Origin of the sequence: Marivivens aquimaris, from assembly GCF_015220045.1 — a bacterium.
GTDB lineage: Bacteria > Pseudomonadota > Alphaproteobacteria > Rhodobacterales > Rhodobacteraceae > Marivivens > Marivivens aquimaris.
This window is the reverse complement of record NZ_JADBGB010000001.1, coordinates 3,155,760-3,180,790: the sequence shown is the minus strand read 5'-3', so window position 1 is coordinate 3,180,790 and position 25,031 is coordinate 3,155,760. Positions and strand designations below refer to the sequence as shown.

Here is a 25,031-nt window from a genome sequence, read left to right as displayed (position 1 = left end):
CTTCATCCTGGGCAGGGGTTAGGCAGTTAACCCCCACAATATAATTAAGCTCTTGTGATGTTAGGGCGAGTTGTCAACAAGGGAAGCTGCTTTAAGGCAGAAATGTGGCACCAATTATCAGCAAAATAAACACAATCCCCCAAGGTCAGGGGATTGGTTCCGATCTGCGAATTAATTGGACTTCAGACCAGCACGCCAGCCAGCGAATTCGGACCGCTTTCAACGATCTTCACGCGGCGGATCTGACCGATATCAGACTCAGGGCCGACCGCGTGGACAGCGTGCAGGTAACTGGACTTGCCCACGATCTGACCCGGAAGGCGGCCTTTCTTCTCGAACAGCACCTCGACCTCGCGGCCAACCATGCTGTCCTGCGCGGCGCGCTGCTGCTTGGTAATGAGGGCCTGGAGCGCGTAGAGGCGCTCGTTCGCCACGTCGTCGGGCAGCTGCGGCTTTTCAGCGGCGGGCGTACCGGGACGGGTCGAATATTTGAACGTGAAGGACGCGCCGAACTCGACTCGGCGGACGAGGTCCATCGTGTCCTCGAAGTCCTGATCGGTCTCGCCGGGGAAGCCGACGATGAAGTCGCTGGTCAGCAGAATGTCCGGACGCCCCGCACGGATGCGGTCGATCAGACGGAAGTACTCATCGCGGGTGTGCTTGCGGTTCATCGCCTTGAGTATCTTGTCGCTGCCCGACTGCACGGGAAGGTGCAGATACGGCATCAGCTTGTCACAGGTACCAAAGGCGTCCACAAGCGCGTCGTCCATGTCGTTCGGGTGCGAAGTGGTGAAGCGGATACGGTCGAGGCCGTCGATCTCTGCCAGTTCCCAGATCAGACCGGCGAGGCCCTTGTCGTGGCCGTGGTAGGCGTTGACGTTCTGGCCGAGCAGCGTGATCTCGCGGACACCTGCGTCCACCAGTTCCTGCGCCTCGCGGACGATGCGATCCTTGGGACGGCTGACCTCTGCACCGCGGGTATAGGGCACCACACAGAACGCACAGAACTTATCGCAGCCTTCCTGCACCGTGAGGAAGGCGGTCGGGCCGCGCAGCGTACGGGCGCGCTTGTTCAGATGCTCGAACTTGTCCTCTTCGGGGAAGTCGGTGTCCACGGGCTTCTTGCCCTGCTGGATCGCCTTCTCCATCTCGGGCAGACGGTGGTAGCTCTGCGGACCGACAACGAGGTCGACAACAGGCGCACGCGCCATGATTTCCTGCCCTTCGGCCTGCGCCACGCAGCCCGCAACGCCGATTTTCAGGTCGGGGCGCTCGTCTTTAATCAGCTTCAGGCGGCCAAGTTCGGAATAGACTTTCTCTGCTGCTTTTTCGCGGATGTGGCAGGTGTTCAGCAGCACCATGTCGGCCTTTTCGGGCGTGTCCACTTCGACGTAACCGTTTCCGCCCAGCGCCTCGACCATCCGTTCGGAGTCGTAGACGTTCATCTGGCAGCCGTATGTTTTGATAAACAGTTTCTTCGGCTCTGACATGGCGCGTTTCCGGTATGCAGCAGTTTCTGGAATGGCGCTAACTACCGTTTTGCCGCTCGTCTTGCAATGGTAGGCAAATTGACCGACTTTACCGGCGGAACAAGGGACGCCCGATGCGATTTGCCAGCCTCGACCAATACCTTCAAAAAGCGCCGGAAATTCTGGCCAAGGGTCCGATCTGCCTCATGCTGGCAGAGGACGAAACCGAAGTCGTGGCCACCATCCGGCACCACCTCGATCTAGGATTCAAACACCTCGTGATGTTCGGCGCGACCGACATCGCCCTGCCCGAGGCGGTCGAGGCCAAGATCATCCGCGTCGACCACGACATGTTCCGCGACAATGCGCTGACCGACGCGGTCAACGGCACAATCGAGGTGGCGGCGGGCCAGTGGCTCTACTACTGTTACAACGCCGAATTCCTTTTCTATCCGTTCTGCGAAAACCGCACTGTCGGAGAGATGCTGGCCTTCCATACCGAGGAACGCCGCGACTCCATGCTGACCTATGTGGTCGACCTCTATGCCAGCGACCTCAAGAAGGCGCGGAATGCCGTGTCGATCGAGGACGCCTGTCTGGACAAGTCGGGCTACTACGCACTCGCCCGCCTTGATGCGGCGAACCACAATCACCCGTTCGAACGGCAGCTCGATTTCTTCGGCGGTCTGCGCTGGCGCTACGAGGAATACATCCCGCAGGAACGCCGCCGCATCGACCGTATCGCGATCTTCCGCGCGGCAAAGGGTCTGCGCCTGCGTCCTGATCACACGTTCAACATCGACGAATACAACACCTACGCCTGCCCGTGGCACCACAATCTGACCGCGGCGATCTGTTCGTTCCGCACGGCAAAGGCGCTCTGCCGCAATCCGGGCTCTGCGTCCAAGATCAACACGTTCACGTGGTACAACTCGACCCCGTTTACGTGGCACTCTCAGCAATTGCTCGATTTCGGCCTGATGGAACCCGGCCAGTGGTTCTGATCCGATTCGCGGATTAGTCGCGGCGGAGGCGGATCACCACATCGACCGATGCCACACGCGCACCGTTCGGTGCAGCGGGCAGTCCTTCGATGCGAAGCTGCTCTGCCGGAGCATCCGTCAAAGTACCGTCATCTTCCCAATAGAAGTGAGGGTGGTCGGTCATGTTGGTGTCGAAGTAGCTGCGCGATCCGTCCACAGTAATCTCACGCAGCAGACCGGCGTCGCAGAATGCTTTGAGCGTATTGTAGACAGTGGCGAGCGACACGCCCGCGCCTGCTTCCGAAGCGGCTTCGTACAGCCATTCTGCAGTGACATGACGGTCGCAACCGTCGCCAACCAGCAGGGCCGCCAGGGCGACTCTCTGACGTGTCGGGCGCAGTCCCGCCGAGGCGAGCCAGTCAGTTCCGCGATTTGTCAGGTCGTCGAGCATTCTACCGTCCTTTGGATTCTGGGAAGAATATCGTGGCAACTAAGGTTTTTTCAATGACAATCTGATAACGTGCTGTTGTCCGAAGCCCCGCCGCACTTGCTCTTGCAAAGGTCGGAGTGTTAGACGACCCCGAATTAATTGTGAGCCAACTGGAGAGAAAGAGACCCGATGGGCCAATATCCGAACAGCTTCGACAAAGAAGATCTTCTGAAATGCGCCCGTGGCGAACTCTTCGGTCCGGGCAATGCCCAGCTTCCGGCTCCGCCGATGCTGATGATGGACCGCATCACCGATATCTCGGATGACGGCGGCGCGCACGGCAAAGGTCACGTTCTGGCCGAGTTCGATATCACGCCCGACCTGTGGTTCTTCGACTGCCACTTCCCCGGCAACCCGATCATGCCCGGCTGCCTTGGCCTCGATGGTCTGTGGCAGCTGACCGGCTTCAACCTCGGCTGGCGCGGCTGGCTGGGTCGTGGCTACGCGCTCGGCGTTGGTGAGGTCAAACTGACCGGCATGGTCCGTCCGGACCGCAAAATGCTCACCTACAAAATCGACTTCACCAAAGCCGTACAGACCCGCCGCCTGACCATGGGCGTTGCCGATGGTATTGTAGAGGCCGACGGTGAGGTTATCTATCAGGTCAAAGACATGAAAGTCGCTCTCTCGGAATCCTGAGAGCGACAGTTCCAACAGATTTAAGGGAGGCCCACCATGCGCCGCGTCGTCGTCACTGGTCTCGGAATTGTATCGCCTATCGGCAACAACGCTGCCGAAGTCGAAGCCTCGCTCCGTGCAGGCAAGTCGGGTATCGAAGCCAGCCCTGAAATGGCAGAACGCGGGTTCCGCAGCCAGATTGCGGGCACCGTCAAAATCGATGTCACCGAACACGTGGACAAGCGCGCGCTGCGCTTCATGGGGCCTGGTGCGGCCTATGCCTACATCTCCATGAAGCAGGCGATCGAGGACTCCGGTCTGACCGAAGATCAGGTGTCGAACGTGCGCACCGGCCTCGTTGCCGGTTCGGGCGGTCCGTCGACAAGCGCCATGTATGCCGCTCACCAGATCGTCGACAAAAACGGCTCACCCAAGCGGATCGGGCCGTTCGCTGTGCCCAAGTGCATGTCCTCGACCATCTCGGCAAACCTGTCGACCCAGTTCAAGATCAAGGGCATTAACTACTCGATCACCTCGGCTTGCTCGACCTCGCTCCACTGCATCGGCAACGCCGCAGAGCAGATCATGATGGGCAAGCAGGACGTGATGTTCGCTGGCGGCGGCGAAGAGCTCGACTGGACCCTGTCCTGCTTGTTCGACGCAATGGGCGCGATGTCGTCCAAGTTCAACGACACCCCCGAAAAAGCCTCGCGGGCGTTCGACAAGGACCGCGACGGCTTCGTCATCGCGGGTGGCGGCGGTATCGTCGTTCTCGAAGACCTTGAGCACGCCAAAGCGCGCGGCGCGAAGATCTACGCCGAAGTCACCGGCTTTGCCGCGACCTCGGACGGTCACGACATGGTTGCCCCGTCGGGTGAAGGCGGCGAGCGCGCGATGCGCCTTGCGCTGCAATCCCTGCCGGAAGGCCGCAAGGTCAGCTATATCAACGCGCACGGCACCTCGACGCCGGTCGGCGACGTGGGCGAGATCGAAGCCGTCCGCCGCGTCTTTGGCGAAGGCAGCACCCCGCCTGTTTCCTCGACCAAGTCGATGACCGGTCACAGCCAGGGCGCAACAGGCGCGTCGGAAGCCATCTACTGTCTGCTGATGCTTCAGGGCGACTTTATCGCGCCGTCGATCAACGTCGAAAACCTCGATCCGGCACTCAAGCCCGAAGAGATCGCGACCTCACTGGTCGAAAACGCGGGCCTCGACTCTGTCATGACCAACAGCTTCGGCTTCGGCGGCACCAACGGCTCGATGATCCTGTCGAAGTACCGCGACTGATCCGAACGACATCTAACGAAGCGGGCGCCCATTGCGGCGCCCGTTTTCGTTTCGCCCTCGGTCATTTACCTTTTTCGAGAGGCATTAACCTCACATTAACCTACTTCATTAACATTCCGTGGAATGGTACACACACCCCACGGAATTGACGTTAGGACGTTGAAAATGGCCTCCCCCAGCGTAGGCGAACTGATGACCCGCTTCGGGATGGCTGCGCAGCTTTTTCAAACAAGGCTCGAAGCAGGCCTCGCACCTTACGGGCTGACCATTCCGCAAATGTCCGTCCTTTCGCATCTTGTGGCATTGGCCAAACCGCTGCGCGTGACCGAAATCGCCCGCGCGGTCGAGGTTGGCCAGCCCGCCGTAACCAAGATGCTGACGAAATTCGAAAACGCCGGATGGGTTGGTTTCATCACCAGCGCCGAAGACCGCCGGAGCAAAGCAGTCGTGGCAACAGACAACGGGCGCAAGCTCCTCGCGGAAGTCCAGCAGAGTATTTTTCCGACGCTAGGCGGCTTTTTTTCCGAATGGAAATCCGAGGACTTGGCCAATTTTAGCGAGTACCTTAAAAAGGTAATACAACTTATGGATGATAGACCGCAGACCAACATCTGACTGCGCGAACATCCGGAAGAAACGAGGGAACACCATGCAATCAATGACAGGCAAGCGCGGCTTGATTATGGGCGTCGCGAACGAACGCTCCATCGCTTGGGGCATCGCGAAAGCGCTGGCAGACGCAGGCGCGGAACTGGCTTTCACCTATCAGGGCGACGCCTTCGGCAAGCGCGTCGAACCGCTCGCCGCTTCGGTCGGCTCTGACACGCTGATCGACGTCGACGTCACCAATGACGAGAGCATGGACCTCGCCTTTAACACCGTGAAGGACAAGTGGGGCTCGCTCGACTTCGTCGTCCACGCCATCGCCTACTCGGACAAGAATGAACTGACGGGCCGTTTCATCAACACCACCCGCGCCAACTTCGGCCACTCGCTGGGGATCAGCTGCTATTCGTTCATCGACGTGGCCAAGCGCGCGTCCGAACTGATGCCGAACGGCGGCTCGCTGATTACGCTGACTTACGGCGGATCCAACCGCGTGACCCCGAATTACAACGTGATGGGCGTTGCGAAGGCCGCGCTGGAAAGCTCTGTCCGCTATCTGGCGAACGACCTCGGCCCTCAAGGTATCCGCGTGAACGCGATCTCCCCTGGCCCGATGAAGACTCTTGCCGGTGCGGCCATCGGCGGTGCGCGCAAGACCTACCGTCACACCGAAGAGAACGCCCCGCTGCGCTCCAACGCGACGCTCGAAGCTGTCGGCGGCACTGCCGTTTACCTCGCTTCGGACGCTGGCGCCTTCACTTCGGGCGAGATCATCCACGTCGACGGCGGCTTCCACGTGCTGGGTATGCCGCAGCAAGACCACCTCTGACCGGATGCTGCTGACGGCGTTTGCGATAGCTCTCGCCGCCGCGCTCTGGTGGGCGACAAAGGGCGGATGGGCCGGACTGCAACCGCAGTTTCCGGCCCCTCGCTACTTAGCAACGGGCGTTCTGGGCTTCGCCGTGCTGATCTACATCTTCGGCGCGCTGGTCGCGGGGCCGCTGGTGTTCTGCTTCTACCTTTACGAACTAGGCACCGTGACGGCCCGCCGCGCGATGGGGCAAAACGCGGAATTCAGAGTGATCCCCGTCTTTGGCGAGCCGCCCGCGGTCACCGGCCGAGAAGTCCGCGCCCACACCGCATACGCCCTGCTCATCGGTCCGTTCTTCCTCATCCTCGGCTCGGTATCTGCCAGCCTCCTGTCGATGTGGGTCACGCCTTATAGCATCCACCTCGCGAACTTCCTCGCCCTCCTCAGCATCATCGCCCCAATGTACGGGCTGCTGCGGCTCCTGCCCTTCGACAAGCTGGGCGGCGACGTAATCCTCAACACCGCGTCGGAAGCCGTTTGGCCCATCATGGGCTTGTTCCTGACCGGCTTCGCCTCGGCGATCGTGATGGTCGGCGCGATCGGGCTGAAATCGCTCGGCCTTGGTTTTCTGGCGCTTTATGGCGTGAAAACTGCGGTCTACGGCCCATCAATGCCGCCCGATCCCACCCGCCTGACCAAGCCCGCAGGCTGGCTGATGTTTGTATGTTATCTTGCTACGATCGGAGTTTTGGGCGTGCTCGGCTCTCCGTTGTTGATGGCGATGATCCGGCCACTTTAAAGGTCACACCTTCCATATCTTGCATGGCTGCCTTGCGTTTCGCTCAATTGTAACAGCGGCCCTTAACGTGCATCCTGCACGGCAGGATGGGAGGAATCCGTTTGATCAATACTTGCATTTTCGATGCCTATGGCACCCTTTTCGATGTCAGCGCCGCCGCTCGCGAAGCCGCTGCCGAACCGGGGAACGAGGCACTCGCAGAAATTTGGCCGCAACTCGCTGCCGATTGGCGCTTCAAGCAACTCCAATACAGCTGGCTGCGCGCCGTTGCCCGCAAACACGAAGACTTCTGGCAACTGACCAAAGACGCGCTCGACTGGGCGCTCGAAGCGGCCAAGCTGGATGATCCGCGGCTGCGCGAGCGTCTGCTGAACCTGTACTGGGAACTGTCGCCCTACCCCGAGGTGGTCGAGGTTCTCACTTACCTCAAAGAGCGCGGCGTCCAGACAGGTATCCTGTCGAACGGCACGCCCGAGATGCTGAACGGCGCAGTGAAACGCGCTGGCGTCGGTCATCTGCTTGATGCGGTGATGTCGGTCGAAACCGTGAAGGTCTTCAAACCGCATGACCTCGTTTACGAGATGGTCGAGAGCCGTTTCATCTGCGAGCGGAACGAAGTTCTGTTCGTGTCGTCGAACGGCTGGGACGCCGCAGGTGCGTCGAACTTCGGCTACCAGACGCTTTGGGTGAACCGCCAGAACGAGCCGGTCGACCGTCTTTACGCACAGCCGCAGCAGATCGCCCCCGACCTGCGCGCCGTTCTCGACCTCGTCTGAGAATTCAACTTTTCCACCGCGAAATTCACCTTTGGCCCGCTTGCATCCTGCGGGCCAAAGTCTAATCCTCGGCCACCAGACAAATGGCGAGGACGACCGATGCGCGAACATTATATCCAATGCGATGATGTGACCCTTTACGCCCGCGAAGATGGCGTACTGGACGACAGCGCTCCGACGATTGTGTTCGCCAACTCGCTCGGCACGGATATGAGCCTGTGGGACGACCTGCTGCCGCTCCTGCCCGAAGGTCTGCGCATCGTACGCATGGACAAACGCGGCCACGGCAAATCCTCCTGCCCTGATGCGCCCTACGCGATGGGTGCGCTGGTGAAGGATGCCGAGGCGGTTTGCGATCACCTGAATGTCCGTGACGCGATGTTCGTCGGCCTGTCGATCGGCGGCATGATCGCGCAGGGCCTTGCGGTCAAACGGCTCGACATCATCCGCACGCTGGTTTTGTCGAACACCGCCGCCAAGATCGGCATCCAGAAACTCTGGGACGAACGCATCAACGCGGTCCGCACCAAGGGCCTCGAAGCGATTGCCGATGGCGTCATGGAGCGCTGGTTCGCGAAGGAATTTGCCAACTCGCCCGCAGTTAAGAAGTGGCGCGATCTGCTCTGCGCGACGCCGGTCGAAGGCTATACTGGCTGCTGCGCCGCGATCTCGGGCACCGATTTCTACACGCCAACCAGCGGTCTGCGCTTGCCGACGATGGGTATCGTGGGCTCTGAAGACGGCTCGACCCCGCCCGATCTGGTGCGCGAAACGGTCGAGCTGATCCCCGGCTCCACTTTTCACATCATCCGCAAAACCGGCCACCTGCCCAACGTAGAGAAGCCGCAAGAATACGCGGATCTGCTGAACCAGTTCATCAAAGACACCGGCCACATCTGAGGCTGGCCCCACCCGCGTCCCGCCGTTAGTAAGGCGCAAACCAGACACCGGAGCTGACCCATGGCCGCTACGCTTTTCGACAGCACGATCTACCGTGACCTGATCCTCGACCGCGAATTCGGTGCGCTTTTCACCGATAGCGCCGAGGTTCGCGCGATGATGATCGTCGAAGGCGCGCTGGCCAAAGCGCAAGGCACCGTTGGCGTGATCCCAGAGATCGCGGCGAAAGCGATCCACCGCGCCTCGCTCGAGCTTCAGATCGACCCTGCGGGCCTATCGCCAGAGACGGGGAAAAACGCAGTTGTCGTGCCTGCGCTGGTGTCGTCGTTCCGTACGCTGATGCAAGCGCCCGAATACGCGCAGTACGTCCACTTTGGCGCGACCTCGCAGGACATCATGGACACCGGACTGGCACTGCGCCTGCGCCAGATGCTGGCGCTGACCGAAACGCGCCTGAAGCGGGTTGTGCGCGGCCTCGCGGCATTGGCCGACGAACATGCTGACACCCCGATGGCTGGTCGCACCTATGGTCAGGTCGCCACGCCGACTACGTTCGGCGCGATGGCGGCAAGCTGGGGCAACCCGCTCGCTGACCTGCTGGAGCAACTGCCAACGATCCGCGCTCAAGTGCTGCGGGTCAGCCTGTCGGGCGCTGCGGGTACGCTTTCGGCGATGGGCGACAAAGGTGCGGAGGTTCGCGCTGAACTGGCCAAGGGCCTCGGCCTCACCGATCCCGAACATAGCTGGCACGCGGAGCGCAATGGCATCGCCGCAATGGCTGCGTGGATGACACAGGTCATCACGCAACTGGCCAAAATGGGCGATGATCTGACCCTGATGACACAGAGCGGCATCGGAGAGGTGCGCCTGCCCGCCGCCGGTGGCTCCTCCACCATGCCGCAGAAACAGAACCCCGTGATGCCGTCTGTGCTGTCCGCCCTTGCGCGGGTCGCGGTCGGCCTGAACGCCACGCTGCAGTACGCGCCGGTGCATCGCCAACAGCGCGATGGTGCTGCGTGGATTGCGGAATGGATGACGCTGCCGCAGCTTTGCCTCGCGACCGGCCGCGCGCTGCAGATCGGCGGCGATCTGGCGGAGGGCATGAAGCCCGACGTGGATTCGATGGTGGGGAATATCGACGATGGCAGCGGCCTGATCTATGCCGAGGCGCTTTCGTTCGAACTGGCAAAATCGATGCCCCGCCCCGACGCACAGGCAGCGGTCAAGGACATGTGCAAGCGAGTGATCGCTGGCGAAGGGACGCTGAAAGAGTTGGCCAAGGCCGAGTGGACGGACCTGAACGCCGATGCGATCTTTGCACCGTCAAGTCAGCTGGGCCTCGCGCCCCAAGATGCCCGCGCGTTTGCTGCACGGGCCAAGGCGCTCGTCTGAGCGCCTTCGGAAATCTGTAAAATCAGAAAGAGCGGCGGATTGCCGGCTGCGCAGTGATGCGGATCACTTCGCCTTCTTCGCGGAAGCTGCGGAGGACCGACATCGTTGCAGTGATCAGGGTCGTGACCATGAAGAGGCCGATAACGCCCCAGAGGCCAACCAGGCCAACCATGTTCAGGCTAAGTGCACCGACGAGTACAGCGGCGCTTACCATGAAGCAGAGTCCCATTTATTCCATCCCAAGTCTTGTTCTTGTTGGGACGGAGTTAGCCACATGGACGTGACATTAATCAAACAGTTTGCATATTAATGAGTGGAAACTCGCCTACGGCCGGAAAAGTTCCGCCGATTTGCCCGATTTTTTCAACTTTTGTGAACTTGCGGACGACGCGATTCCCCTGAACGCAAAACCGCGCCCCGATGGGACGCGGTTTCCGTTCACCGTATCTGATTGAATCAGCGGGTGAATTTCTTGTGCTTGAGTCGCTTCGGCTCCAGTGCATCCGGACCGAGGCGGCGTTTCTTGTCTTCTTCGTAATCTTCGAAGTTGCCTTGGAACCACTCCACATGCGCGTCGCCTTCGAAGGCAAGGATGTGCGTGCAGATACGGTCGAGGAAGAAACGGTCGTGCGAGATGACGACAGCGCAACCGGCGAATTCGGTCAGCGCGTCTTCGAGAGCACGGAGGGTTTCAACGTCGAGGTCGTTGGTCGGTTCGTCGAGGAGCAGCACGTTACCGCCCGACTTGAGCAGCTTGGCCATGTGGACGCGGTTACGTTCACCACCCGAAAGCAGGCCGACTTTCTTCTGCTGGTCGCCGCCTTTGAAGTTGAACGACGAGCAGTATGCGCGGCTGTTCACTTCGGCATCGCCAAGCTGAATAAGTTCGGCGCCGCCCGAGATGGCTTCCCAAACGGTGTCGTTGGCGTTCAGGTCATCGCGCGACTGGTCGACATACGACAGCTCTACGGTGTCACCATAAGACACGGTGCCCTCGTCCGGCGTTTCCTGACCGGTGAGCATCTTGAACAGGGTCGATTTACCGGCGCCGTTCGGACCGATGACGCCGACGATACCGCCCGGCGGCAAGTCGAACGACAGGTCTTCGATCAGGAGCTTGTCGCCCATAGCCTTCTTCAGGCCGTTGACCTCGATGACCTTGCCACCCAGACGCGGACCGTTCGGAATGACGATCTGGGCGCGGGTGATCTTTTCGCGTTCGGACGTTTCAGCCAGTTCGTTATAGGCGTTGATACGCGCCTTCTGCTTAGCCTGACGGGCTTTGGTGCCCTGACGCATCCACTCAAGTTCGCGCTCGAGGGTCTTTTGCTTGGACTTGTCCTCGCGGGCTTCCTGCGCCAGACGCTTGGCTTTTTGCTCAAGCCAGCTGGAGTAGTTACCTTCGTAGGGGATGCCCTGACCGCGGTCGAGTTCGAGGATCCAGCCGGTGATGTCGTCAAGGAAGTAACGGTCGTGTGTAACGCAGAGGATCGTGCCCTTGTAGTCGATCAGGTGCTGCTGGAGCCACGCGATGGTTTCAGCGTCGAGGTGGTTGGTCGGTTCGTCGAGCAGCAGCATGTCGGGCGCTTCGAGAAGCAGCTTACACAGGGCTACGCGGCGACGTTCACCACCCGAAAGGCTGGAGACGTTGGCATCATCCGGCGGACAGCGCAGGGCTTCCATCGCGACGTCGACCTGGCTGTCGAGGTCCCACAGGTTCTGGCTGTCGATCTCGTCCTGAAGCGAAGCCATCTCGTCTGCGGTTTCGTCCGAGTAGTTCATCGCCAGTTCGTTGTAACGATCCAGCTTGCCCTTCTTCTCGGCCACGCCGAGCATGACGTTTTCGCGGACGGTCAGACCTTCGTCGAGCTGCGGCTCCTGCGGGAGATAGCCGACGCGCGCGCCTTCGGCGGCCCAGGCTTCACCTTGGAAGTCCTTGTCCATGCCGGCCATGATCTTGAGCAGCGACGATTTACCGGCGCCGTTAACACCGACGACACCGATCTTCACGCCCGGAAGGAAGTTCAGACGGATGTTCTCAAAGACTTTCTTCCCACCAGGATAGGTCTTTGACACGCCGTCCATGAAATAGACGAACTGATAATTGGCCATTGCTGATCCTTTGATTGCTTGGCCCCTAAATAGCGATGCCGCCCAAAAGGGGCAATCCGTCCGGCCAGCCTTATTTTTCAAGGGACGGAACATGTGCCGCAGGACGCGCGTTGCCGATGGGTAGTGTGCTTGCCCTTGGGATCGCGATGAACGAACGACAAGAAGACGAATTCGAAACCGCGATTTTCTATCTGGGCTCCATTCGCCGCCTCCTTTTCGGACTCACCATCATCGTCTTGCTGACGACCGCCTACTTTGCGCGGGGCATTATTCTGCCTGTCATGCTGGGCATTCTGATCGCGCTGCTTCTTAGCCCGCTGGTACGCGGCATGAAGCGGCTCGGCTTTTCCGCTCCCATCGCCGCGATGCTGATCGTGTTCGTGGTGACCTCACTGACGGTGGCGGGCGCTCTTGCGTTGAGGCAGCCCGTGACCGACCTCCTCGCCAATGCGCCGCAGATAGCATTGGACGTGAAGATCAAAGGGCGGGAAATCATCGAGAAGATCGCCGAAGTCCGCGAGATGGGCGAAAACATTGCGGACATGGCCTCTGGTGACGGCGCATCTGACGAGCCTGCGCCTGTTGCCGATGAACGCATCGACATTCTGGCGATGGTCACGAACCAGATGGTGACGATTGTCTCCACCTTTGGCGGCGCAATGCTGCTGGCCCTGTTCATCCTCGCCTCCGACGACCTTGTTCAAAGGCGAATCGTCGAAGTGATGCCCCGTTTCTCGGACAAGCGCCGCGCGCTGGCTGTGGCGCGGGATGTAGAGCATCAGATTTCGCGCTACCTTGCCTCCATCACCCTCATCAACATGCTGCTCGGTTTCTTCGTAGGCGTGGCCTGCTGGTATCTCGGCCTGCCGATGCCTGCAGTCTGGGGCGTTGCTGCGGCGCTCCTGAACTACCTGCCATTCGTGGGCCCAATCATGGGCATGATCGGCGTAGGCATGGTCGCGCTCGTGTCTTTTGAAACCGTCGGCGAAGCGTTCCTGCCGCCTTTCGCCTACTTCGTTCTCAACGCCATCGAGGCTAACTTCGTCACGCCGCTGTTTGTCGGCAAGCGGTTGGAGCTGAACACCATCGCCGTATTCCTCATGGTGATGTTCTGGATCTGGCTCTGGGGCTTTGCGGGCGCGTTCCTTGCCGTTCCATTCCTGGTTGTTGTGCGTGTTCTGTGCGCAAATATAGAGGAGTGGCACAATTTCGGCCGTTTTCTTGCCAGCCGAGATGGGTAGTCTTGCCTGAAGTGGCCTAAATCGTTTTAGTGGCCACGGGGAGGATTCCAGATGACGAAATATACACCCGCCGAAGACCGCTATGAAAAGATGGTCTACCGCCGCTGTGGCAACTCGGGCGTGAAGCTGCCCGCCGTGTCCATCGGCCTGTGGCACAACTTTGGCCACGACACACCGCACCAGACCAAGCGCGCGATTTGCCAGACCGCATTCGACAACGGCATCACGCACTTCGACCTCGCGAACAACTATGGCCCGCCTCCGGGCAGTGCCGAAGAAGCGTTCGGCGATATTCTTGCCAATGACTTCGCAGGCTACCGCGACGAGCTGATCATCTCGTCCAAAGCGGGCTACCACATGTGGGATGGCCCCTACGGAGAGTGGGGCAGCCGCAAGTACCTCGTGTCGTCCTGCGACCAGTCGCTCAAGCGCATGGGTCTCGATTACGTCGACATCTTCTATTCGCACCGCTTCGATCCCGACACACCGCTCGAAGAGACGATGATGGCGCTCGATTACATCGTGCGTTCCGGCCGCGCGCTCTACGCCGGTATCTCGTCCTATAATTCGGAACGTACCCGCGAAGCGGTCGCGATCCTCAAGGACCTTGGCACGCCCTGCCTCATCCACCAGCCCAGCTACAACATGCTGAACCGCTGGGTGGAAACTGACGGGCTGAAGGACACGCTGAAAGAACTCGGCGTCGGCTCGATTGCCTTCACGCCGCTCGCGCAGGGGATGCTGACCAAGAAGTACCTCGGCGGAATTCCCAAGGACAGCCGCGCGGCGCAGGACAAATCGCTCGACCCGAACATGCTGTCGGACCAAGCGATCGAGAACATCCGCGCGCTGAACGACATCGCGGCAAAGCGCGGCCAGACTCTGGCCCAGATGGCGATTGCGTGGGTACTGCGCGAAGGCGGCATTACCACCGCCCTCATTGGTGCATCCCGCCCCGAGCAGGTCACCGACTGCTGCGGCGCGATCGGAAATCTGGAGTTCACTGCAGAGGAACTCGCCCAGATCGACGAATACGCCGACGAAGAGAAGATCAACCTCTGGGCCAAGTCGGCCGAACTTGAGGATTGATGTCCTGACGGACAGCGGGGGCTCTGCCCCCGCACCCCCGAGGTATTTTTATCAGAATGAAGGGGCGGGGAGGCCCTGATTTCATGATCCGCAATCCGGTCTTGCCGGGGTTCAACCCCGATCCTTCATTCCTGCGCGTGGGCGAAGATTATTACCTCGCGACCTCCACCTTCGAGTGGTATCCGGGCGTTTGCATTTATCACTCGCGCGATCTGGTGAACTGGGATCTGGTGGCGCGTCCGCTGAACCGTGCGGCGCTACTGGATATGCGCGGCAATCCCGATAGCTGCGGGATCTGGGCGCCCTGTTTGAGCCATGACGGCGAGAAGTTCTGGCTGGTTTATACGGACGTGAAGCGCTTCGACGGCAGTTTCAAGGATGCGCATAGCTACATCACCTGCTGCGAGAGCGTGGACGGCGAATGGAGCGATCCGTGGTATGTGAACAGCTCGGGTTTCGATCCGTCACTGTTTCACGATGATGATGGGCGCAAGTGGTTCGTCAACATGCGTTGGAACCACCGCCCCAAGGGGTACAATCCGGCTCATGCGGCGTTTGACGGGATACTCTTGCAGGAGTGGTCGCCGGAGCGCGGGCTGATCGGTGAGGTGACGAATATCTATGCAGGGACAGACCGCGGGCTGACAGAGGCACCGCATTTGTTCAAGCGGGATGGGTACTATTACCTGACCACGGCGGAGGGTGGCACGGGGTATGACCACGCCGTCACGATGTCGCGGGCGCGGGATATTCGCGGGCCATACGAGGATCATCCGGCAAAGCATGTGATTTCGGCGAAGGGCAGTGACCATCGTATCCAGCGGACAGGCCATGGACAATATGTGGAGACGCATTGGGGCGAGCATTATCACTCGTTCCTCATGGGGCGGCCGTTGTGGAAAGACGGAAAACCGTATTGCCCGCTTGGGCGGGAGACAGGTCTTGAGAAAGTTGTCTGGAAGGACGGCTGGCTATGGCTCGAACAGGGCGGAATGCTGGCGCGTGAAGTGGTCCCCTCACCTGTGGATGTGGAGCCGCGTGCGCGTGAGGCGGTGAAGCGGACGCTGGGCGGGGCATTGCCGCCCGAGTTCCAATGGCTGCGGACGCCCGAGACGGAGCGCATTTTCCGTGAGGACGAACATGCGTTGACCCTGATCGGGCGGGAAAGCATCGGCTCTTGGTTCGAGCAATCGCTGGTCGCGCGGCGGCAGGAGGATCATGTCTACACTGCCGAGACCACGGTGGAGTTCGCGCCCGAGACCTATCAGCAGTCCGCGGGCCTCACGACCTACTACAACCGTTTCAAGTTCCACGCTTGCCTCGTCAGCCATGAAGAGGGCATCGGGCGGGTGCTGCACATCTATTCCTGCCTTGGCGATCCGGACGGGGCGCTGACGTGGCACGGCGACCCGATTGCGATCGGTGACGGGCCAGTCGATCTGCGGGTCACGGTTGATGGCACCACCCAGCAGTTCTGGATCAAACGGAGCGACTGGGAAAAGGTCGGGCCGGAGCTGGATGCGACGCTAGTGTCGGACGAAGGCGGGCGCGGCGAGCATGGCTCGTTCACCGGCGCATTTGTCGGGATGGTCTGTATGGACATCACCGGACAGGCCCGCGAGGCGCGTTTTACCCGCTTTGATTATGTGCCGCGTTCGGGCGACAGCGGCTGACGGGTTTGTTTTGCCCTCTTGCGCTATCACGTAGGCGCGATAATGAGGCGGAATGGTTCTAGGATACCCCATAGCAAAGCCGGGACAGGTTATTGGCCTGCTTGGCGGATCGTTCGATCCAGCGCACGAAGGGCACGTTGCGATCACGCTCGCGGCGCTCCGCCGTTTCGGGCTGGACCGCGTGTGGTGGATGGTATCACCGGGCAATCCGCTCAAAGAACACGGGCCTGCCGCTATCGAGCGGCGTATCGCGGCTGCGAAGGGCATTATGGATCACCCGCGGGTGACTGTGACGGGGATCGAGCAGAGGCTGGGCACCCGCTACACCGCCGAAACCATCGCGGCGCTGCGTAGGCGGTATCCGGGGGTGAAGTTCGTCTGGCTGATGGGGGCCGATAACCTCGTGCAGTTTGACAAGTGGCAGGACTGGAAAACGATCATGGACAGCGTGCCTGTCGGTGTGATCGCACGTCCGGGGTATCTGCTAGCCGCGAAGACGTCCAAGGCTGCGCGTGTCTACTCCGATGCACGGCTTTCGGCGCGCCGTTCGTGGCAGCTTGGCCGCTCGGAAGCGCCCAAATGGTGCTATGTGAACCTCCCGCTCTCGGAAGCGTCATCGTCCGCGATCCGTGCGCGAGGAGAATGGACGTAACCGGTCATTGATTGGCTATGGGGTGCGAGCTAGCTTCAGGCCATGAAAACACAATTGTCCCGACGCGCGGCCCTTGGCGGGCTTCTGAGCCTGTCCGCAACTGCGGCGCTGGCCAATGCTCCTTTGACTTCGCTGCCGCCGCTGGCGCGCGCGCCGGAGGTTCCCGAACGCCCGCGTCTGAGGCCGAACCTCGACCAGTATATCTTCGAGGCGGGGCTGACGGGACTGACAGGTGTCATCGTGACGGACACCGCGACGGGCGAGATACTCGAACAGTACCAGCCGCTCACCGCTATGCCGCCTGCCAGCGTGGCGAAGGTCGTGACGAGCCTTTATGCGCTCGAGACGCTAGGATCAGAATACCGGTTCACCACGCAGCTCGTGGCGACGGGTCCAATCAGCGACGAAGGCGTGCTTGACGGTGATCTGGTGCTCGTCGGCGGCGGCGATCCGACGCTGACGACGGATAATCTGGGCGAGCTGGCGCAGATGCTGGTGGATGCAGGCGTCAAAGAAGTGACCGGTGCGTTTCAGGTCTGGGGCGGCGCCCTGCCCTACGTCGAAGAGATCGAGCCGGAGCAGCTGGACCACCTTGGCTATAACCCCGCCGTTTCGGGGCTGAACCTGAACTTCAACCGCGTGTTCTTCGAATGGGCGCGGACGGGCAGCAGCTACGATGTGACGATGGATGCGCGGTCCGAAAAATACAGCCCGTCGGTCGAGGTCGCACGGATGGAGGTCATCGACCGCACCACCCCGATCTACACCTATGAAAACGACGACGATCACGACGAGTGGACCGTATCCAAGGCGGCGCTCGGCGACGGCGGCGGCTACTGGCTGCCGGTGAGGCATCCCGACCTCTATGCGGGTGATGTGTTCCACAGCATCGCACGCAGCAAAGGCATCAAGCTGTCCGAGCCGGTGAAGGCCGATGCGGCACCGACGAGCGAACCGTTCTTGCAATACCTCAGCGAGCCGCTGGATGTCGTGGTGAAGGATTGCCTGAAGTATTCGACCAATCTGACTGCCGAAGTGCTTGGTCTCACCGCGACTGCCCAGCGCACGGGGATTCCGGCTGATCTGAAATCCTCCGCCGCCGAGATGCGGCAGTGGATTTTCGAGCGGACCGGCGCGACGGTGCGGCTCATGGATCACTGCGGACTCAACCCTGACTCGCGGATTACGCCTGCGTCGCTTGTCGGACTGCTGAATGCGCCTGATGTGCAGAACCTGCTGCGTCCGTTGCTGAAAAATATCGTCCTGCGGGATGCCGAAGGAACACCGATAAACACCGCTGCCCATGTAGAAGCGAAGACCGGCACGCTGAACTTCGTGTCTGCGCTGGCGGGGTATGTGCACACCAAGGACGGGCGAGAGCTGTCGTTTGCGATCTTCAGCGGAGATCTCCCGCGGCGCGAAGCATTCGCCGAAACGGAAGCAGGTCGCCCACAGGGAGCGGCCAGCTACAACGGTAAGGCCAAGCGGCTACAGCAGGTGCTGCTCCAGCGCTGGGCCGATTTCTAGGACTTACAGAGTCATGTGACGCGCACGGGCGCCGCGTTCGATCGCGGCGGCATGCAGGCGGTCGACGGCCATCTCGTGGCGGATTTCTTCGAGCATACGCGCCTCTGCGCCTTCGATACGGCCATCTGCGGCGGCCACGTCACAGGCCAGCGCGTAGGCGGTTTCGCTCATACGTTCAGGTAGCGCATCGCGGATGAGGCCGAACAGCGCGTCGAGGCCGTCCTCTTCGCCCAGCAGATCGAACACGGTGCGCGATACGGCGGGCAGACGCTCTTCGTCGTAGTCGTGGAACACCGGCAGGTGGTTAATCATGTTGTTGATCCGGACGAGTTCGGCGGTGCGGATATCCTCGTCGCTGGCGGAAACGGCGATCATCAGGGCGACGAGTGCATCCTGGGCGGTCAGTGAACTGTCGGCGGTCATGGTCTTCTCCGTTGTGTTACACCCTTCATTTATTGACGCCGGAGCACTCCCGCAATAGGGAGAGCGCTTGAGCCTGCCGTGGTGGCAGTAGACCGATGGAGTGAAACAGATGACCGACGTGCGCGAAGTAGCGATGGAAAGTAAGGCCTGGCCGTTCGAAGAAGCCCGCGCCCTGCTGAAACGCTATGAGAAAGCACCGCCCGAAAAGGGATACGTTCTGTTTGAAACCGGCTACGGCCCGTCGGGTCTGCCGCACATCGGCACCTTCGGCGAAGTGCTGCGCACCACCATGATCCGCAATGCTTTCCACAAGATTTCGGACATCCCGACCCGCCTGATCTGCTTCTCGGACGACCTTGACGGTATGCGCAAGGTGCCAGGCAACGTGCCGAACCAGGACATGTTGAAAGAGCACGAGCAGAAGCCGCTCACCTCGGTTCCCGACCCGTTCGAGGAATTCCCGTCGTTCGGCGAGCACAACAACGCAATGCTGCGCCGCTTCCTCGATACCTTCGGGTTCGATTACGAATTCTATTCGGCGACCGAGTTCTACAAGTCGGGCCAGTTCGACGAAGTGCTGAAGCGTGCCGTAGACAAGTACGATGACATCATGAAGGTCATGCTTAAGTCCCTGCGCGAAGAGCGTCAGGCGACCTACTCGATCTTCCTGCCGATCCATCCCGAAACCGGCCGCGTTCTGTACGTGCCGATGAAGGAAGTGAATAAAGAGAACTATACCATCACGTTCGACGACGAGGACGGCAAGGAATGGACCCTGCCCGTCACCGGCGGCAACGTGAAGTTCCAGTGGAAGCCGGACTTCGGTGCGCGCTGGGCTGCGCTGAACGTCGATTTCGAGATGTACGGCAAGGACCACTCCACCAACACCGCGATCTACGACCGCATTTCGGAGATCCTCGGCGCAAAGAAGCCGAACCACATGGTGTACGAGCTGTTCCTTGATGCAAACGGCGAGAAAATCTCCAAGTCCAAGGGCAACGGCATCTCGATCGACGAGTGGCTGACCTACGCCTCGACCGAGTCGCTGTCGTACTTCATGTTCCTCAAGCCGAAGACCGCCAAGCGCCTGCATTTCGATGTGATCCCGCGCATGGTGGACGAGTACCACCAGCAGCTGAAGGCCTATCCGACGCAAGACGAAAAGGGCCAGCTCGCGAACCCCGTTTACCACATTCACAACGGCGACGTACCGGAGTCGAAGATGGTCGTGCCGTTCGCCATGCTGCTGAACCTCGCGTCTGTTTCGGGTGCCGAAGACAAGGAAACCATGTGGGGCTTCATCAAGCGCTATGCGCCCGAGGCCGCTGCGGACACCCATCCGGACCTCGATCAAGCCGCCGGATTTGCCGTCCGTTACTACCACGATTTCGTTAAGCCGACGAAAACCTTCCGCGCGCCGACCGATCAGGAACGTGCTGCGATGGAAGACATGCTGGCCCGCCTCAAAGCATGGGACAGCGCGGCGGACGGCGAAGAGCTTCAGTCGATGGTATTTGCCGTCGGCAAGGAGCACGGCTTCGAGAACCTGCGCGAATGGTTCAAGGCGCTCTACGAGGTGCTTCTCGGCGACAGCCAAGGCCCGCGCTTCGGCGGCTTCATTGCGCTCTACGGCATCGAAAACTCGATCCGCCTGATCGAGGACGGCCTCGCAGGCAAACTGGTTTCGGCCTGATAAAACAGCGGCTGCGGGCGGAAAATCGCCCGCAGCGCCACTTTCGGGCCCGTGCCTGAACCAAAACCGGATTTCCGGCGTATCCTTTGGTATCGGAGGATACAGACATGATCAGAACGACAAGTCTCCTACTCGCGCTCGTTGCCAGCCCGCTGGCCGCGCAGGATACCGACGGCATTCAAGGCATCATCGACCAGCAGATGGACGCGTTCATTGCGCGCGACATCCCGACGGCGTTCGGCTTTGCCAGCCCCGGTCTTCAACAGATGTTCCAGACCCCGCAGAACTTCGGCCACATGGTCGAATACGGCTACGAGACGATCTGGAACAACGAGGACGTCCGCTACCTCGACCTGCGGCAGGATGCAGAACATTGGGTCCAGCGTGTCATGGTCAGCGATGGCCAAGGCTCGGTGATGGTGTTCGACTACTTCATGATCGAAACGGACGGCGTCTGGCGCATCGACGCGGTGCAGCCCGTCATCATGCCGCAAGGGATGGCCTGAGCACCGTACGGTGCGCTGAGCGGATATTTACCGCGCCTTGTTACACCGTTTCCCGAACCGCCGGATGACCTCCGGCCACGGGATACGAAGGGGTGAACATGAACAAGGCGATAACTGACGGGCTGCAACTGATGCCGCCCGCGTTTGCGGATGGTCTTTCGGTCTGGTCGAGCGGCGACGGCACACCGGGATCAGACACCTATGCGGGCTCCGGCAACGGGGTCTATGTGCAGTCGGACCAGAACTTTGCCGGTTGTCTGGAAATCCTGAAAACGGCTTCCACGCAGAAACTGCGCTACATGGGCGAGACCCCGATCATTCCGGGGTGCTATCTGCGCGTGTCGGCGAAGGTAAAGGCACTCTCCGGCCCCTTCCCTTCCGTGCGCGTGGCCGCTTGGGCGGGCGGCGCTGGCGGCAACCATGTGGGCGGCCTGACAGAGGTCGGGCCTGAGGTCACGCTGACCAGCTACGGCGAAGTGGTCGAGGTGTCGGTCATCATCGGCACCGGCCCGCGTGGCGGCGTGGATATGGTCTGGAAGGACGTGATCTACGGGCACTTTGGCCTCGACTTCACCGGCCCGACGGGCGGGATCGTGCGCGTCGAGGATCTGGTGATCGAGGATGTGACCTCTGTCTTTCTGCGCGACATGCTTGGGCTGGTCGATGTGCGCGACTACGGCGCCGTGGGCGATGGCACGACCGACGATAGCGCGGCGTTCGAGGCTGCCGATGCCGCAGCGGACGGGCGCACCGTGTTCGTACCTGCGGGCACCTATCGCCTGAACAATCACGTCACGATCGAGAACCACATCCGGTTTGAAGGCACCCTGTCGATGGCGGCGGGGCACCGTCTGGTGCTGCAAAAGAACTTTGACCTGCCGACCTATATCGATGCGTTCGGGGACGAGCAAATCGCGTTCAAGAAGGCGTTTCAGGCGCTGCTGAATAACTCCGGCCACGAGTCTCTCGATATGGGCGGGCGCCGTGTGCAGCTGACCGAGCCGGTCGACATGCAGGCCGCCGAGGGGAGCCGCAACAGCTTTGCCACCCGCCGCGTGATCCGCAATGGCCAGCTGGAGGCCGTCGATAGCCCGAAGTGGGATACGCAGACCGTGACCTCAAAGGGCACCTACTCGGCGTCGAACGACCGCACACTGACCGAAGTGACCAATGCGGCGAATATCCGCGTCGGCTCGCTGGTGACGGGCAACGGCGTGGGCCGCGAGATTTACGTGCGTGACGTCAACGTGGCCGCGAAAACCGTGACGCTGAACAAGGCGCTCTATGACGCCGAAGGTACGCAGACATTCACCTTCCAGCGCTTCCAGTACATGCTGGACTTTTCGGGCTTCGAAGCGCTGACGAACTTTATCCTCGACGATATCGAGATGAACGGCATGGGCCGCGCGTCGTGCATCATGCTGGCCAAGGGTGGCGGCATTTTCCATGTGCGTGACTGCTTTATTAACCGCCCCAAGGACCGTGGTCTGACCTCGATCGGAAGTGGTTGTCAGGGCCTCACCATCGACCGTTGCCAGTTCCTGTCGGACGAGATGTCCCTGCCCGTGTCGCAGCGCGTCTCCATCGGGTTCAACGCCAACCACAACGACGTCAAAATTCGCGATACCCGCGTGGTGCGGTTCAAGCATTTCTGCATCCTCGGCGGCGCGGGCAACCTGATTACGGGCAACCACTGGTTCCACGGTGACGGCGAAGACCTCGGCGTACGCAAAGGCGGGATCATCTTCACGACGCCGAACACCAAGTCGGTCATTACCGGCAACTACATCGACAACAACTTCATCGAACTGACCAACGAGCACGACGCGACACCCGCACTCGGGCAGCAGTACTCGTTCGGCGGGCTGACGGTTACGGGTAACATCTTCCACGTCAACGATACCGGCGACTGGTTCAGCTTTATCGTGGTGAAGCCCTACGGCCCGAGCCACTATATTCACGGGCTATCGGTGACGGGGAACACGTTCCGGTCACTCAACGGCAATATCGACCGTGTAGAGAAAGTGGACACGACCTTTGCCGACCTCGACTACACGCGGATGCGCAATGTCCTGTTCTACGGCAACACCTTCAACGGCGTGAACGAAGAGATCGTGAACCCGTCGATGATCGAGCACGACCAAGGCACGCGGTCGGACAAGTGGACCGTGGCGACGAAGCCGAGCCTGCCCTTCGGTGGCCGCGCCCGCGTGGTCGAAGGGGTGACGATGTCGGGTAAGGTCACGGACGCGCAGGGCAATGCAGTGACAGCGCTGCCGTGGTCGCTGACCGAACAAGGTTCCGACGGCACGAAGGTGGAACTGAACTGGCCGACGGCGTGCAAGGGCAAGGTCTGGCTGCGGGTGCGGATGGACCGCCCGCTTTAACGGATTCCTCTGAGCTTCCATAGATAGAGGATATTCGCACCGACCTCGCGCAGGACGAGCCGCGGCTTTAAGCGGTGCGGCACCGGCGCGGGGCGCGCTTTGATCCCCACAGCCCGCGCGGTGCGCATCGCGCGGGGCATATGCAGACGGTCGGTCACGACGATAACCGGACCACTGACGAGCGGCTTGGCGAACCGGAAGTTCTGGACGGTATCGACCGACTTGTCCTCAAGCGTGATCGCGGTGTCCGGCACGCCTTTCGCCAGCAGGATGGTCCTGATCGCCTCGGCTTCGGTCGGGGGAAAGGTCACACAGCCACCGCAGGCAACGAGATGATCGACCTGCCCCGCCAGATACAGACCTGCTGCGTGTTCGGCCCGCCTCGCCAGCGCGGGCGACGGGCCGTCTTGGCGCATCGCGGCGCCGAGGATCAGAGCAGTTGTCATGAGCTACGACTTAGCACACCCGCGCCAAGGTGACATGGATCAAAGCGCGCAACTTTGCGCGATGGCATGTTGGCTTCAAGAACAAAGGAGTTCGGTCATGTACAAACATATCCTCGTCCCGATTGCCTTCGATCATGCCTACGACGGCTTTGATCCTGTCGAAGTCGCGAAACGTCTGGCGGCTCCCGATGCGCAGATCACGCTGATCCACGTCATCGAAGAGATCCCGTCCTACGCGCTGTCCTACATGCCGATGGACATGATGGCGGAAACGCGTGAAGCTATTCGCAAAGAGCTCGGCGCGCGCGCGGCCAGCACGCCCAACTGTCAGGCCTACGTGATTGACGGCCACGCCGGTCGTTCGATCCTTGACTGGGCGGAAGAACACGGCGTCGATCTGATCGTGATGGCATCGCACCATCCGGGCCTTGGAGACTATCTGCTGGGCTCGACCGCAGCGCGAGTCGTCCGTCATGCACAGTGTGCTGTTCACGTCATGCGCTAATTATTCACAAAAGCTCCAACTTTTCGCGGAACGGAATCGCCAAGTCGTGAGTTTGATCTGCAACAAGTGCATAGAACCACGAAAGGTTTAAGTCATGAAAAGTGTGTGGGCCATTGTAGGCGCAATCGTAGTCGTTCTTCTTATCGCAGTCGGCATCTATATGGTCGACGTCGACCAGACCCAAGAAACCGTCCTGCCGGAAGTTTCCGTTGAAGGCGGCCAGATGCCTGAATTCGATGCAACCGTTGGTTCGGTTGAAACCGGCACCGAGACTGTTGAAGTCGAAGTCCCGACCATCGAAGTAAATCCGCCGGAAGACGCTGAAGGCGAGCCGGTACTGGGCGACGCAGCTGAAGACGCAGCCGATGCAACCGAAGAAGCTGCTGACGCAACTGCAGAAGCCGCTGATGAAGCTGCCGACGAAGTTACCGAACAGCAGTAATCACGGTAAAGTTTAAGAGTTTTCTAGCCCCCTGCCCTGTGCAGGGGGCTATTTTGTTTGTAGAACGCCCCGATCAAAATTGGAGCCCGATATGAAACGCCTGTTACTGGCCGTTGCCCTGCTTACTGGACTGAGCGGTTGCGTCGGCAAAGTCGCTAAGACCGCTGTCAAAGCAGGCGTGATCGCCGCTGCTGTAATGTGAAT

General features: G+C 60.5%; 25 protein-coding genes. 19 read left to right on the top strand and 6 right to left on the bottom strand.

Annotated features, from left to right (window positions below; all coding sequences use genetic code 11):
• Positions 1–182 precede the first annotated feature (182 nt).
• Complete coding sequence (gene miaB / locus IF204_RS15800) at positions 183–1,490, bottom strand: tRNA (N6-isopentenyl adenosine(37)-C2)-methylthiotransferase MiaB (RefSeq protein WP_194097992.1); 1,308 nt, start codon at positions 1,488–1,490, stop codon at positions 183–185.
• A 113-nt stretch (positions 1,491–1,603) separates the two neighbouring features.
• Here miaB and IF204_RS15795 point away from each other — a divergent pair, with 113 nt between their 5' ends.
• Entirely contained in the window at positions 1,604–2,473 is an 870-nt protein-coding gene (locus tag IF204_RS15795) for a glycosyltransferase family 2 protein (protein WP_194097991.1), read from the top strand.
• A gap of 13 nt (positions 2,474–2,486) precedes the next feature.
• On the opposite strand, the gene irrA is transcribed toward IF204_RS15795, so the two are convergent.
• A complete protein-coding gene (gene irrA / locus IF204_RS15790) occupies positions 2,487–2,903 on the bottom strand; it encodes an iron response transcriptional regulator IrrA (RefSeq protein WP_194097990.1) in 417 nt (138 codons plus the stop codon).
• A 168-nt stretch (positions 2,904–3,071) separates the two neighbouring features.
• On the opposite strand from irrA, the gene fabA reads away from it, so the two are divergent.
• The 8 genes from fabA (at position 3,072) to IF204_RS15750 (ending at position 10,131) form a co-directional block, all read left to right on the top strand.
• The gene (gene fabA / locus IF204_RS15785) at positions 3,072–3,581 is read left to right on the top strand and encodes a bifunctional 3-hydroxydecanoyl-ACP dehydratase/trans-2-decenoyl-ACP isomerase (protein WP_194097989.1); all 510 of its coding nucleotides are present in this window, start codon (positions 3,072–3,074) and stop codon (positions 3,579–3,581) included.
• A 36-nt stretch (positions 3,582–3,617) separates the two neighbouring features.
• Entirely contained in the window at positions 3,618–4,847 is a 1,230-nt protein-coding gene (fabB, locus tag IF204_RS15780) for a beta-ketoacyl-ACP synthase I (RefSeq protein ID WP_194097988.1), read from the top strand.
• 165 nt (positions 4,848–5,012) lie between these two features.
• Positions 5,013–5,462, top strand: coding sequence for a MarR family winged helix-turn-helix transcriptional regulator (locus IF204_RS15775; protein WP_194097987.1), 450 nt, complete (start codon positions 5,013–5,015; stop codon positions 5,460–5,462).
• Between the two features lie 34 nt (positions 5,463–5,496).
• Positions 5,497–6,282 (top strand): enoyl-ACP reductase FabI, encoded by a 786-nt coding sequence (locus IF204_RS15770; RefSeq protein WP_194097986.1) that lies wholly within the window; start codon positions 5,497–5,499, stop codon positions 6,280–6,282.
• Positions 6,283–6,286: 4 nt separating this feature from the next.
• On the top strand, positions 6,287–7,063 hold the full coding sequence (locus IF204_RS15765; protein WP_194097985.1) for a hypothetical protein: 777 nt from the start codon (positions 6,287–6,289) through the stop codon (positions 7,061–7,063).
• A gap of 86 nt (positions 7,064–7,149) precedes the next feature.
• The gene (locus tag IF204_RS15760; RefSeq protein WP_194097984.1) at positions 7,150–7,839 is read left to right on the top strand and encodes a haloacid dehalogenase type II; all 690 of its coding nucleotides are present in this window, start codon (positions 7,150–7,152) and stop codon (positions 7,837–7,839) included.
• A gap of 99 nt (positions 7,840–7,938) precedes the next feature.
• Positions 7,939–8,739 (top strand): 3-oxoadipate enol-lactonase, encoded by an 801-nt coding sequence (pcaD, locus tag IF204_RS15755; RefSeq protein WP_194097983.1) that lies wholly within the window; start codon positions 7,939–7,941, stop codon positions 8,737–8,739.
• A gap of 60 nt (positions 8,740–8,799) precedes the next feature.
• Positions 8,800–10,131, top strand: coding sequence for a class-II fumarase/aspartase family protein (locus tag IF204_RS15750; protein WP_194097982.1), 1,332 nt, complete (start codon positions 8,800–8,802; stop codon positions 10,129–10,131).
• A gap of 22 nt (positions 10,132–10,153) precedes the next feature.
• Here the strand turns inward: IF204_RS15750 and IF204_RS15745 are convergent, their stop codons facing one another.
• On the bottom strand, positions 10,154–10,360 hold the full coding sequence (locus tag IF204_RS15745; RefSeq protein WP_194097981.1) for a hypothetical protein: 207 nt from the start codon (positions 10,358–10,360) through the stop codon (positions 10,154–10,156).
• Between the two features lie 227 nt (positions 10,361–10,587).
• Complete coding sequence (gene ettA, locus IF204_RS15740; protein ID WP_194097980.1) at positions 10,588–12,243, bottom strand: energy-dependent translational throttle protein EttA; 1,656 nt, start codon at positions 12,241–12,243, stop codon at positions 10,588–10,590.
• Positions 12,244–12,359: 116 nt separating this feature from the next.
• On the opposite strand from ettA, the gene IF204_RS15735 reads away from it, so the two are divergent.
• From IF204_RS15735 to dacB, 5 genes are all read left to right on the top strand, one after another.
• Positions 12,360–13,484, top strand: coding sequence for an AI-2E family transporter (locus tag IF204_RS15735; RefSeq protein WP_194097979.1), 1,125 nt, complete (start codon positions 12,360–12,362; stop codon positions 13,482–13,484).
• Between the two features lie 51 nt (positions 13,485–13,535).
• On the top strand, positions 13,536–14,573 hold the full coding sequence (gene mgrA / locus IF204_RS15730) for an L-glyceraldehyde 3-phosphate reductase (protein WP_194097978.1): 1,038 nt from the start codon (positions 13,536–13,538) through the stop codon (positions 14,571–14,573).
• A gap of 83 nt (positions 14,574–14,656) precedes the next feature.
• On the top strand, positions 14,657–16,246 hold the full coding sequence (locus tag IF204_RS15725) for a glycoside hydrolase family 43 protein (protein ID WP_194097977.1): 1,590 nt from the start codon (positions 14,657–14,659) through the stop codon (positions 16,244–16,246).
• A 52-nt stretch (positions 16,247–16,298) separates the two neighbouring features.
• A complete protein-coding gene (locus tag IF204_RS15720) occupies positions 16,299–16,898 on the top strand; it encodes a nicotinate-nucleotide adenylyltransferase (RefSeq protein WP_194097976.1) in 600 nt (199 codons plus the stop codon).
• Positions 16,899–16,952: 54 nt separating this feature from the next.
• A complete protein-coding gene (dacB, locus tag IF204_RS15715; protein WP_322743297.1) occupies positions 16,953–18,425 on the top strand; it encodes a D-alanyl-D-alanine carboxypeptidase/D-alanyl-D-alanine endopeptidase in 1,473 nt (490 codons plus the stop codon).
• 3 nt (positions 18,426–18,428) lie between these two features.
• On the opposite strand, the gene IF204_RS15710 is transcribed toward dacB, so the two are convergent.
• Positions 18,429–18,848, bottom strand: a complete 420-nt coding sequence (locus IF204_RS15710) for a tellurite resistance TerB family protein (RefSeq protein WP_194097974.1) — start codon at positions 18,846–18,848, stop codon at positions 18,429–18,431.
• Positions 18,849–18,957: 109 nt separating this feature from the next.
• On the opposite strand from IF204_RS15710, the gene IF204_RS15705 reads away from it, so the two are divergent.
• The 3 genes from IF204_RS15705 (at position 18,958) to IF204_RS15695 (ending at position 23,434) form a co-directional block, all read left to right on the top strand.
• Positions 18,958–20,541: a lysine--tRNA ligase gene (locus IF204_RS15705; RefSeq protein ID WP_194097973.1), complete on the top strand. Its 1,584-nt coding sequence runs from the start codon at positions 18,958–18,960 to the stop codon at positions 20,539–20,541.
• A 107-nt stretch (positions 20,542–20,648) separates the two neighbouring features.
• Positions 20,649–21,047, top strand: coding sequence for a DUF4864 domain-containing protein (locus IF204_RS15700; RefSeq protein ID WP_194097972.1), 399 nt, complete (start codon positions 20,649–20,651; stop codon positions 21,045–21,047).
• Positions 21,048–21,145: 98 nt separating this feature from the next.
• Positions 21,146–23,434 (top strand): glycosyl hydrolase family 28-related protein, encoded by a 2,289-nt coding sequence (locus tag IF204_RS15695; RefSeq protein WP_194097971.1) that lies wholly within the window; start codon positions 21,146–21,148, stop codon positions 23,432–23,434.
• Here the strand turns inward: IF204_RS15695 and IF204_RS15690 are convergent.
• Positions 23,431–23,880 carry a YdcF family protein gene (locus IF204_RS15690; protein WP_194097970.1) on the bottom strand — a complete coding sequence of 150 codons (450 nt, stop codon included), beginning with the start codon at positions 23,878–23,880 and terminating at the stop codon, positions 23,431–23,433. The two genes, IF204_RS15695 and IF204_RS15690, sit on opposite strands and share 4 nt — an antisense overlap.
• A 97-nt stretch (positions 23,881–23,977) precedes the next feature.
• On the opposite strand from IF204_RS15690, the gene IF204_RS15685 reads away from it, so the two are divergent.
• Positions 23,978–24,385 carry a universal stress protein gene (locus IF204_RS15685; RefSeq protein ID WP_194097969.1) on the top strand — a complete coding sequence of 136 codons (408 nt, stop codon included), beginning with the start codon at positions 23,978–23,980 and terminating at the stop codon, positions 24,383–24,385.
• A 94-nt stretch (positions 24,386–24,479) separates the two neighbouring features.
• The gene (locus tag IF204_RS20270) at positions 24,480–24,827 is read left to right on the top strand and encodes a hypothetical protein (protein ID WP_194097968.1); all 348 of its coding nucleotides are present in this window, start codon (positions 24,480–24,482) and stop codon (positions 24,825–24,827) included.
• The last annotated feature ends 204 nt before the right edge of the window (positions 24,828–25,031 follow it).

Bases quoted from the DNA above. Each gene is read 5' to 3' on its own strand.
- IF204_RS15695 (WP_194097971.1), top strand. From the start codon at position 21,146: ATGAACAAGGCGATAACTGACGGGCTGCAACTGATGCCGCCCGCGTTT.
- IF204_RS15705 (WP_194097973.1), top strand. From the start codon at position 18,958: ATGACCGACGTGCGCGAAGTAGCGATGGAAAGTAAGGCCTGGCCGTTC.
- pcaD (WP_194097983.1), top strand. From the start codon at position 7,939: ATGCGCGAACATTATATCCAATGCGATGATGTGACCCTTTACGCCCGC.
- IF204_RS15745 (WP_194097981.1), bottom strand. From the start codon at position 10,360: ATGGGACTCTGCTTCATGGTAAGCGCCGCTGTACTCGTCGGTGCACTT.
- IF204_RS15750 (WP_194097982.1), top strand. From the start codon at position 8,800: ATGGCCGCTACGCTTTTCGACAGCACGATCTACCGTGACCTGATCCTC.
- IF204_RS15690 (WP_194097970.1), bottom strand. From the start codon at position 23,880: ATGACAACTGCTCTGATCCTCGGCGCCGCGATGCGCCAAGACGGCCCG.
- IF204_RS15795 (WP_194097991.1), top strand. From the start codon at position 1,604: ATGCGATTTGCCAGCCTCGACCAATACCTTCAAAAAGCGCCGGAAATT.
- IF204_RS15685 (WP_194097969.1), top strand. From the start codon at position 23,978: ATGTACAAACATATCCTCGTCCCGATTGCCTTCGATCATGCCTACGAC.
- IF204_RS15725 (WP_194097977.1), top strand. From the start codon at position 14,657: ATGATCCGCAATCCGGTCTTGCCGGGGTTCAACCCCGATCCTTCATTC.
- fabA (WP_194097989.1), top strand. From the start codon at position 3,072: ATGGGCCAATATCCGAACAGCTTCGACAAAGAAGATCTTCTGAAATGC.
- IF204_RS15710 (WP_194097974.1), bottom strand. From the start codon at position 18,848: ATGACCGCCGACAGTTCACTGACCGCCCAGGATGCACTCGTCGCCCTG.
- mgrA (WP_194097978.1), top strand. From the start codon at position 13,536: ATGACGAAATATACACCCGCCGAAGACCGCTATGAAAAGATGGTCTAC.
- IF204_RS15770 (WP_194097986.1), top strand. From the start codon at position 5,497: ATGCAATCAATGACAGGCAAGCGCGGCTTGATTATGGGCGTCGCGAAC.
- miaB (WP_194097992.1), bottom strand. From the start codon at position 1,490: ATGTCAGAGCCGAAGAAACTGTTTATCAAAACATACGGCTGCCAGATG.
- ettA (WP_194097980.1), bottom strand. From the start codon at position 12,243: ATGGCCAATTATCAGTTCGTCTATTTCATGGACGGCGTGTCAAAGACC.
- IF204_RS15700 (WP_194097972.1), top strand. From the start codon at position 20,649: ATGATCAGAACGACAAGTCTCCTACTCGCGCTCGTTGCCAGCCCGCTG.
- IF204_RS20270 (WP_194097968.1), top strand. From the start codon at position 24,480: ATGAAAAGTGTGTGGGCCATTGTAGGCGCAATCGTAGTCGTTCTTCTT.
- IF204_RS15760 (WP_194097984.1), top strand. From the start codon at position 7,150: ATGGGAGGAATCCGTTTGATCAATACTTGCATTTTCGATGCCTATGGC.
- IF204_RS15765 (WP_194097985.1), top strand. From the start codon at position 6,287: ATGCTGCTGACGGCGTTTGCGATAGCTCTCGCCGCCGCGCTCTGGTGG.
- IF204_RS15720 (WP_194097976.1), top strand. From the start codon at position 16,299: ATGGTTCTAGGATACCCCATAGCAAAGCCGGGACAGGTTATTGGCCTG.
- IF204_RS15735 (WP_194097979.1), top strand. From the start codon at position 12,360: ATGGGTAGTGTGCTTGCCCTTGGGATCGCGATGAACGAACGACAAGAA.
- IF204_RS15775 (WP_194097987.1), top strand. From the start codon at position 5,013: ATGGCCTCCCCCAGCGTAGGCGAACTGATGACCCGCTTCGGGATGGCT.
- irrA (WP_194097990.1), bottom strand. From the start codon at position 2,903: ATGCTCGACGACCTGACAAATCGCGGAACTGACTGGCTCGCCTCGGCG.
- fabB (WP_194097988.1), top strand. From the start codon at position 3,618: ATGCGCCGCGTCGTCGTCACTGGTCTCGGAATTGTATCGCCTATCGGC.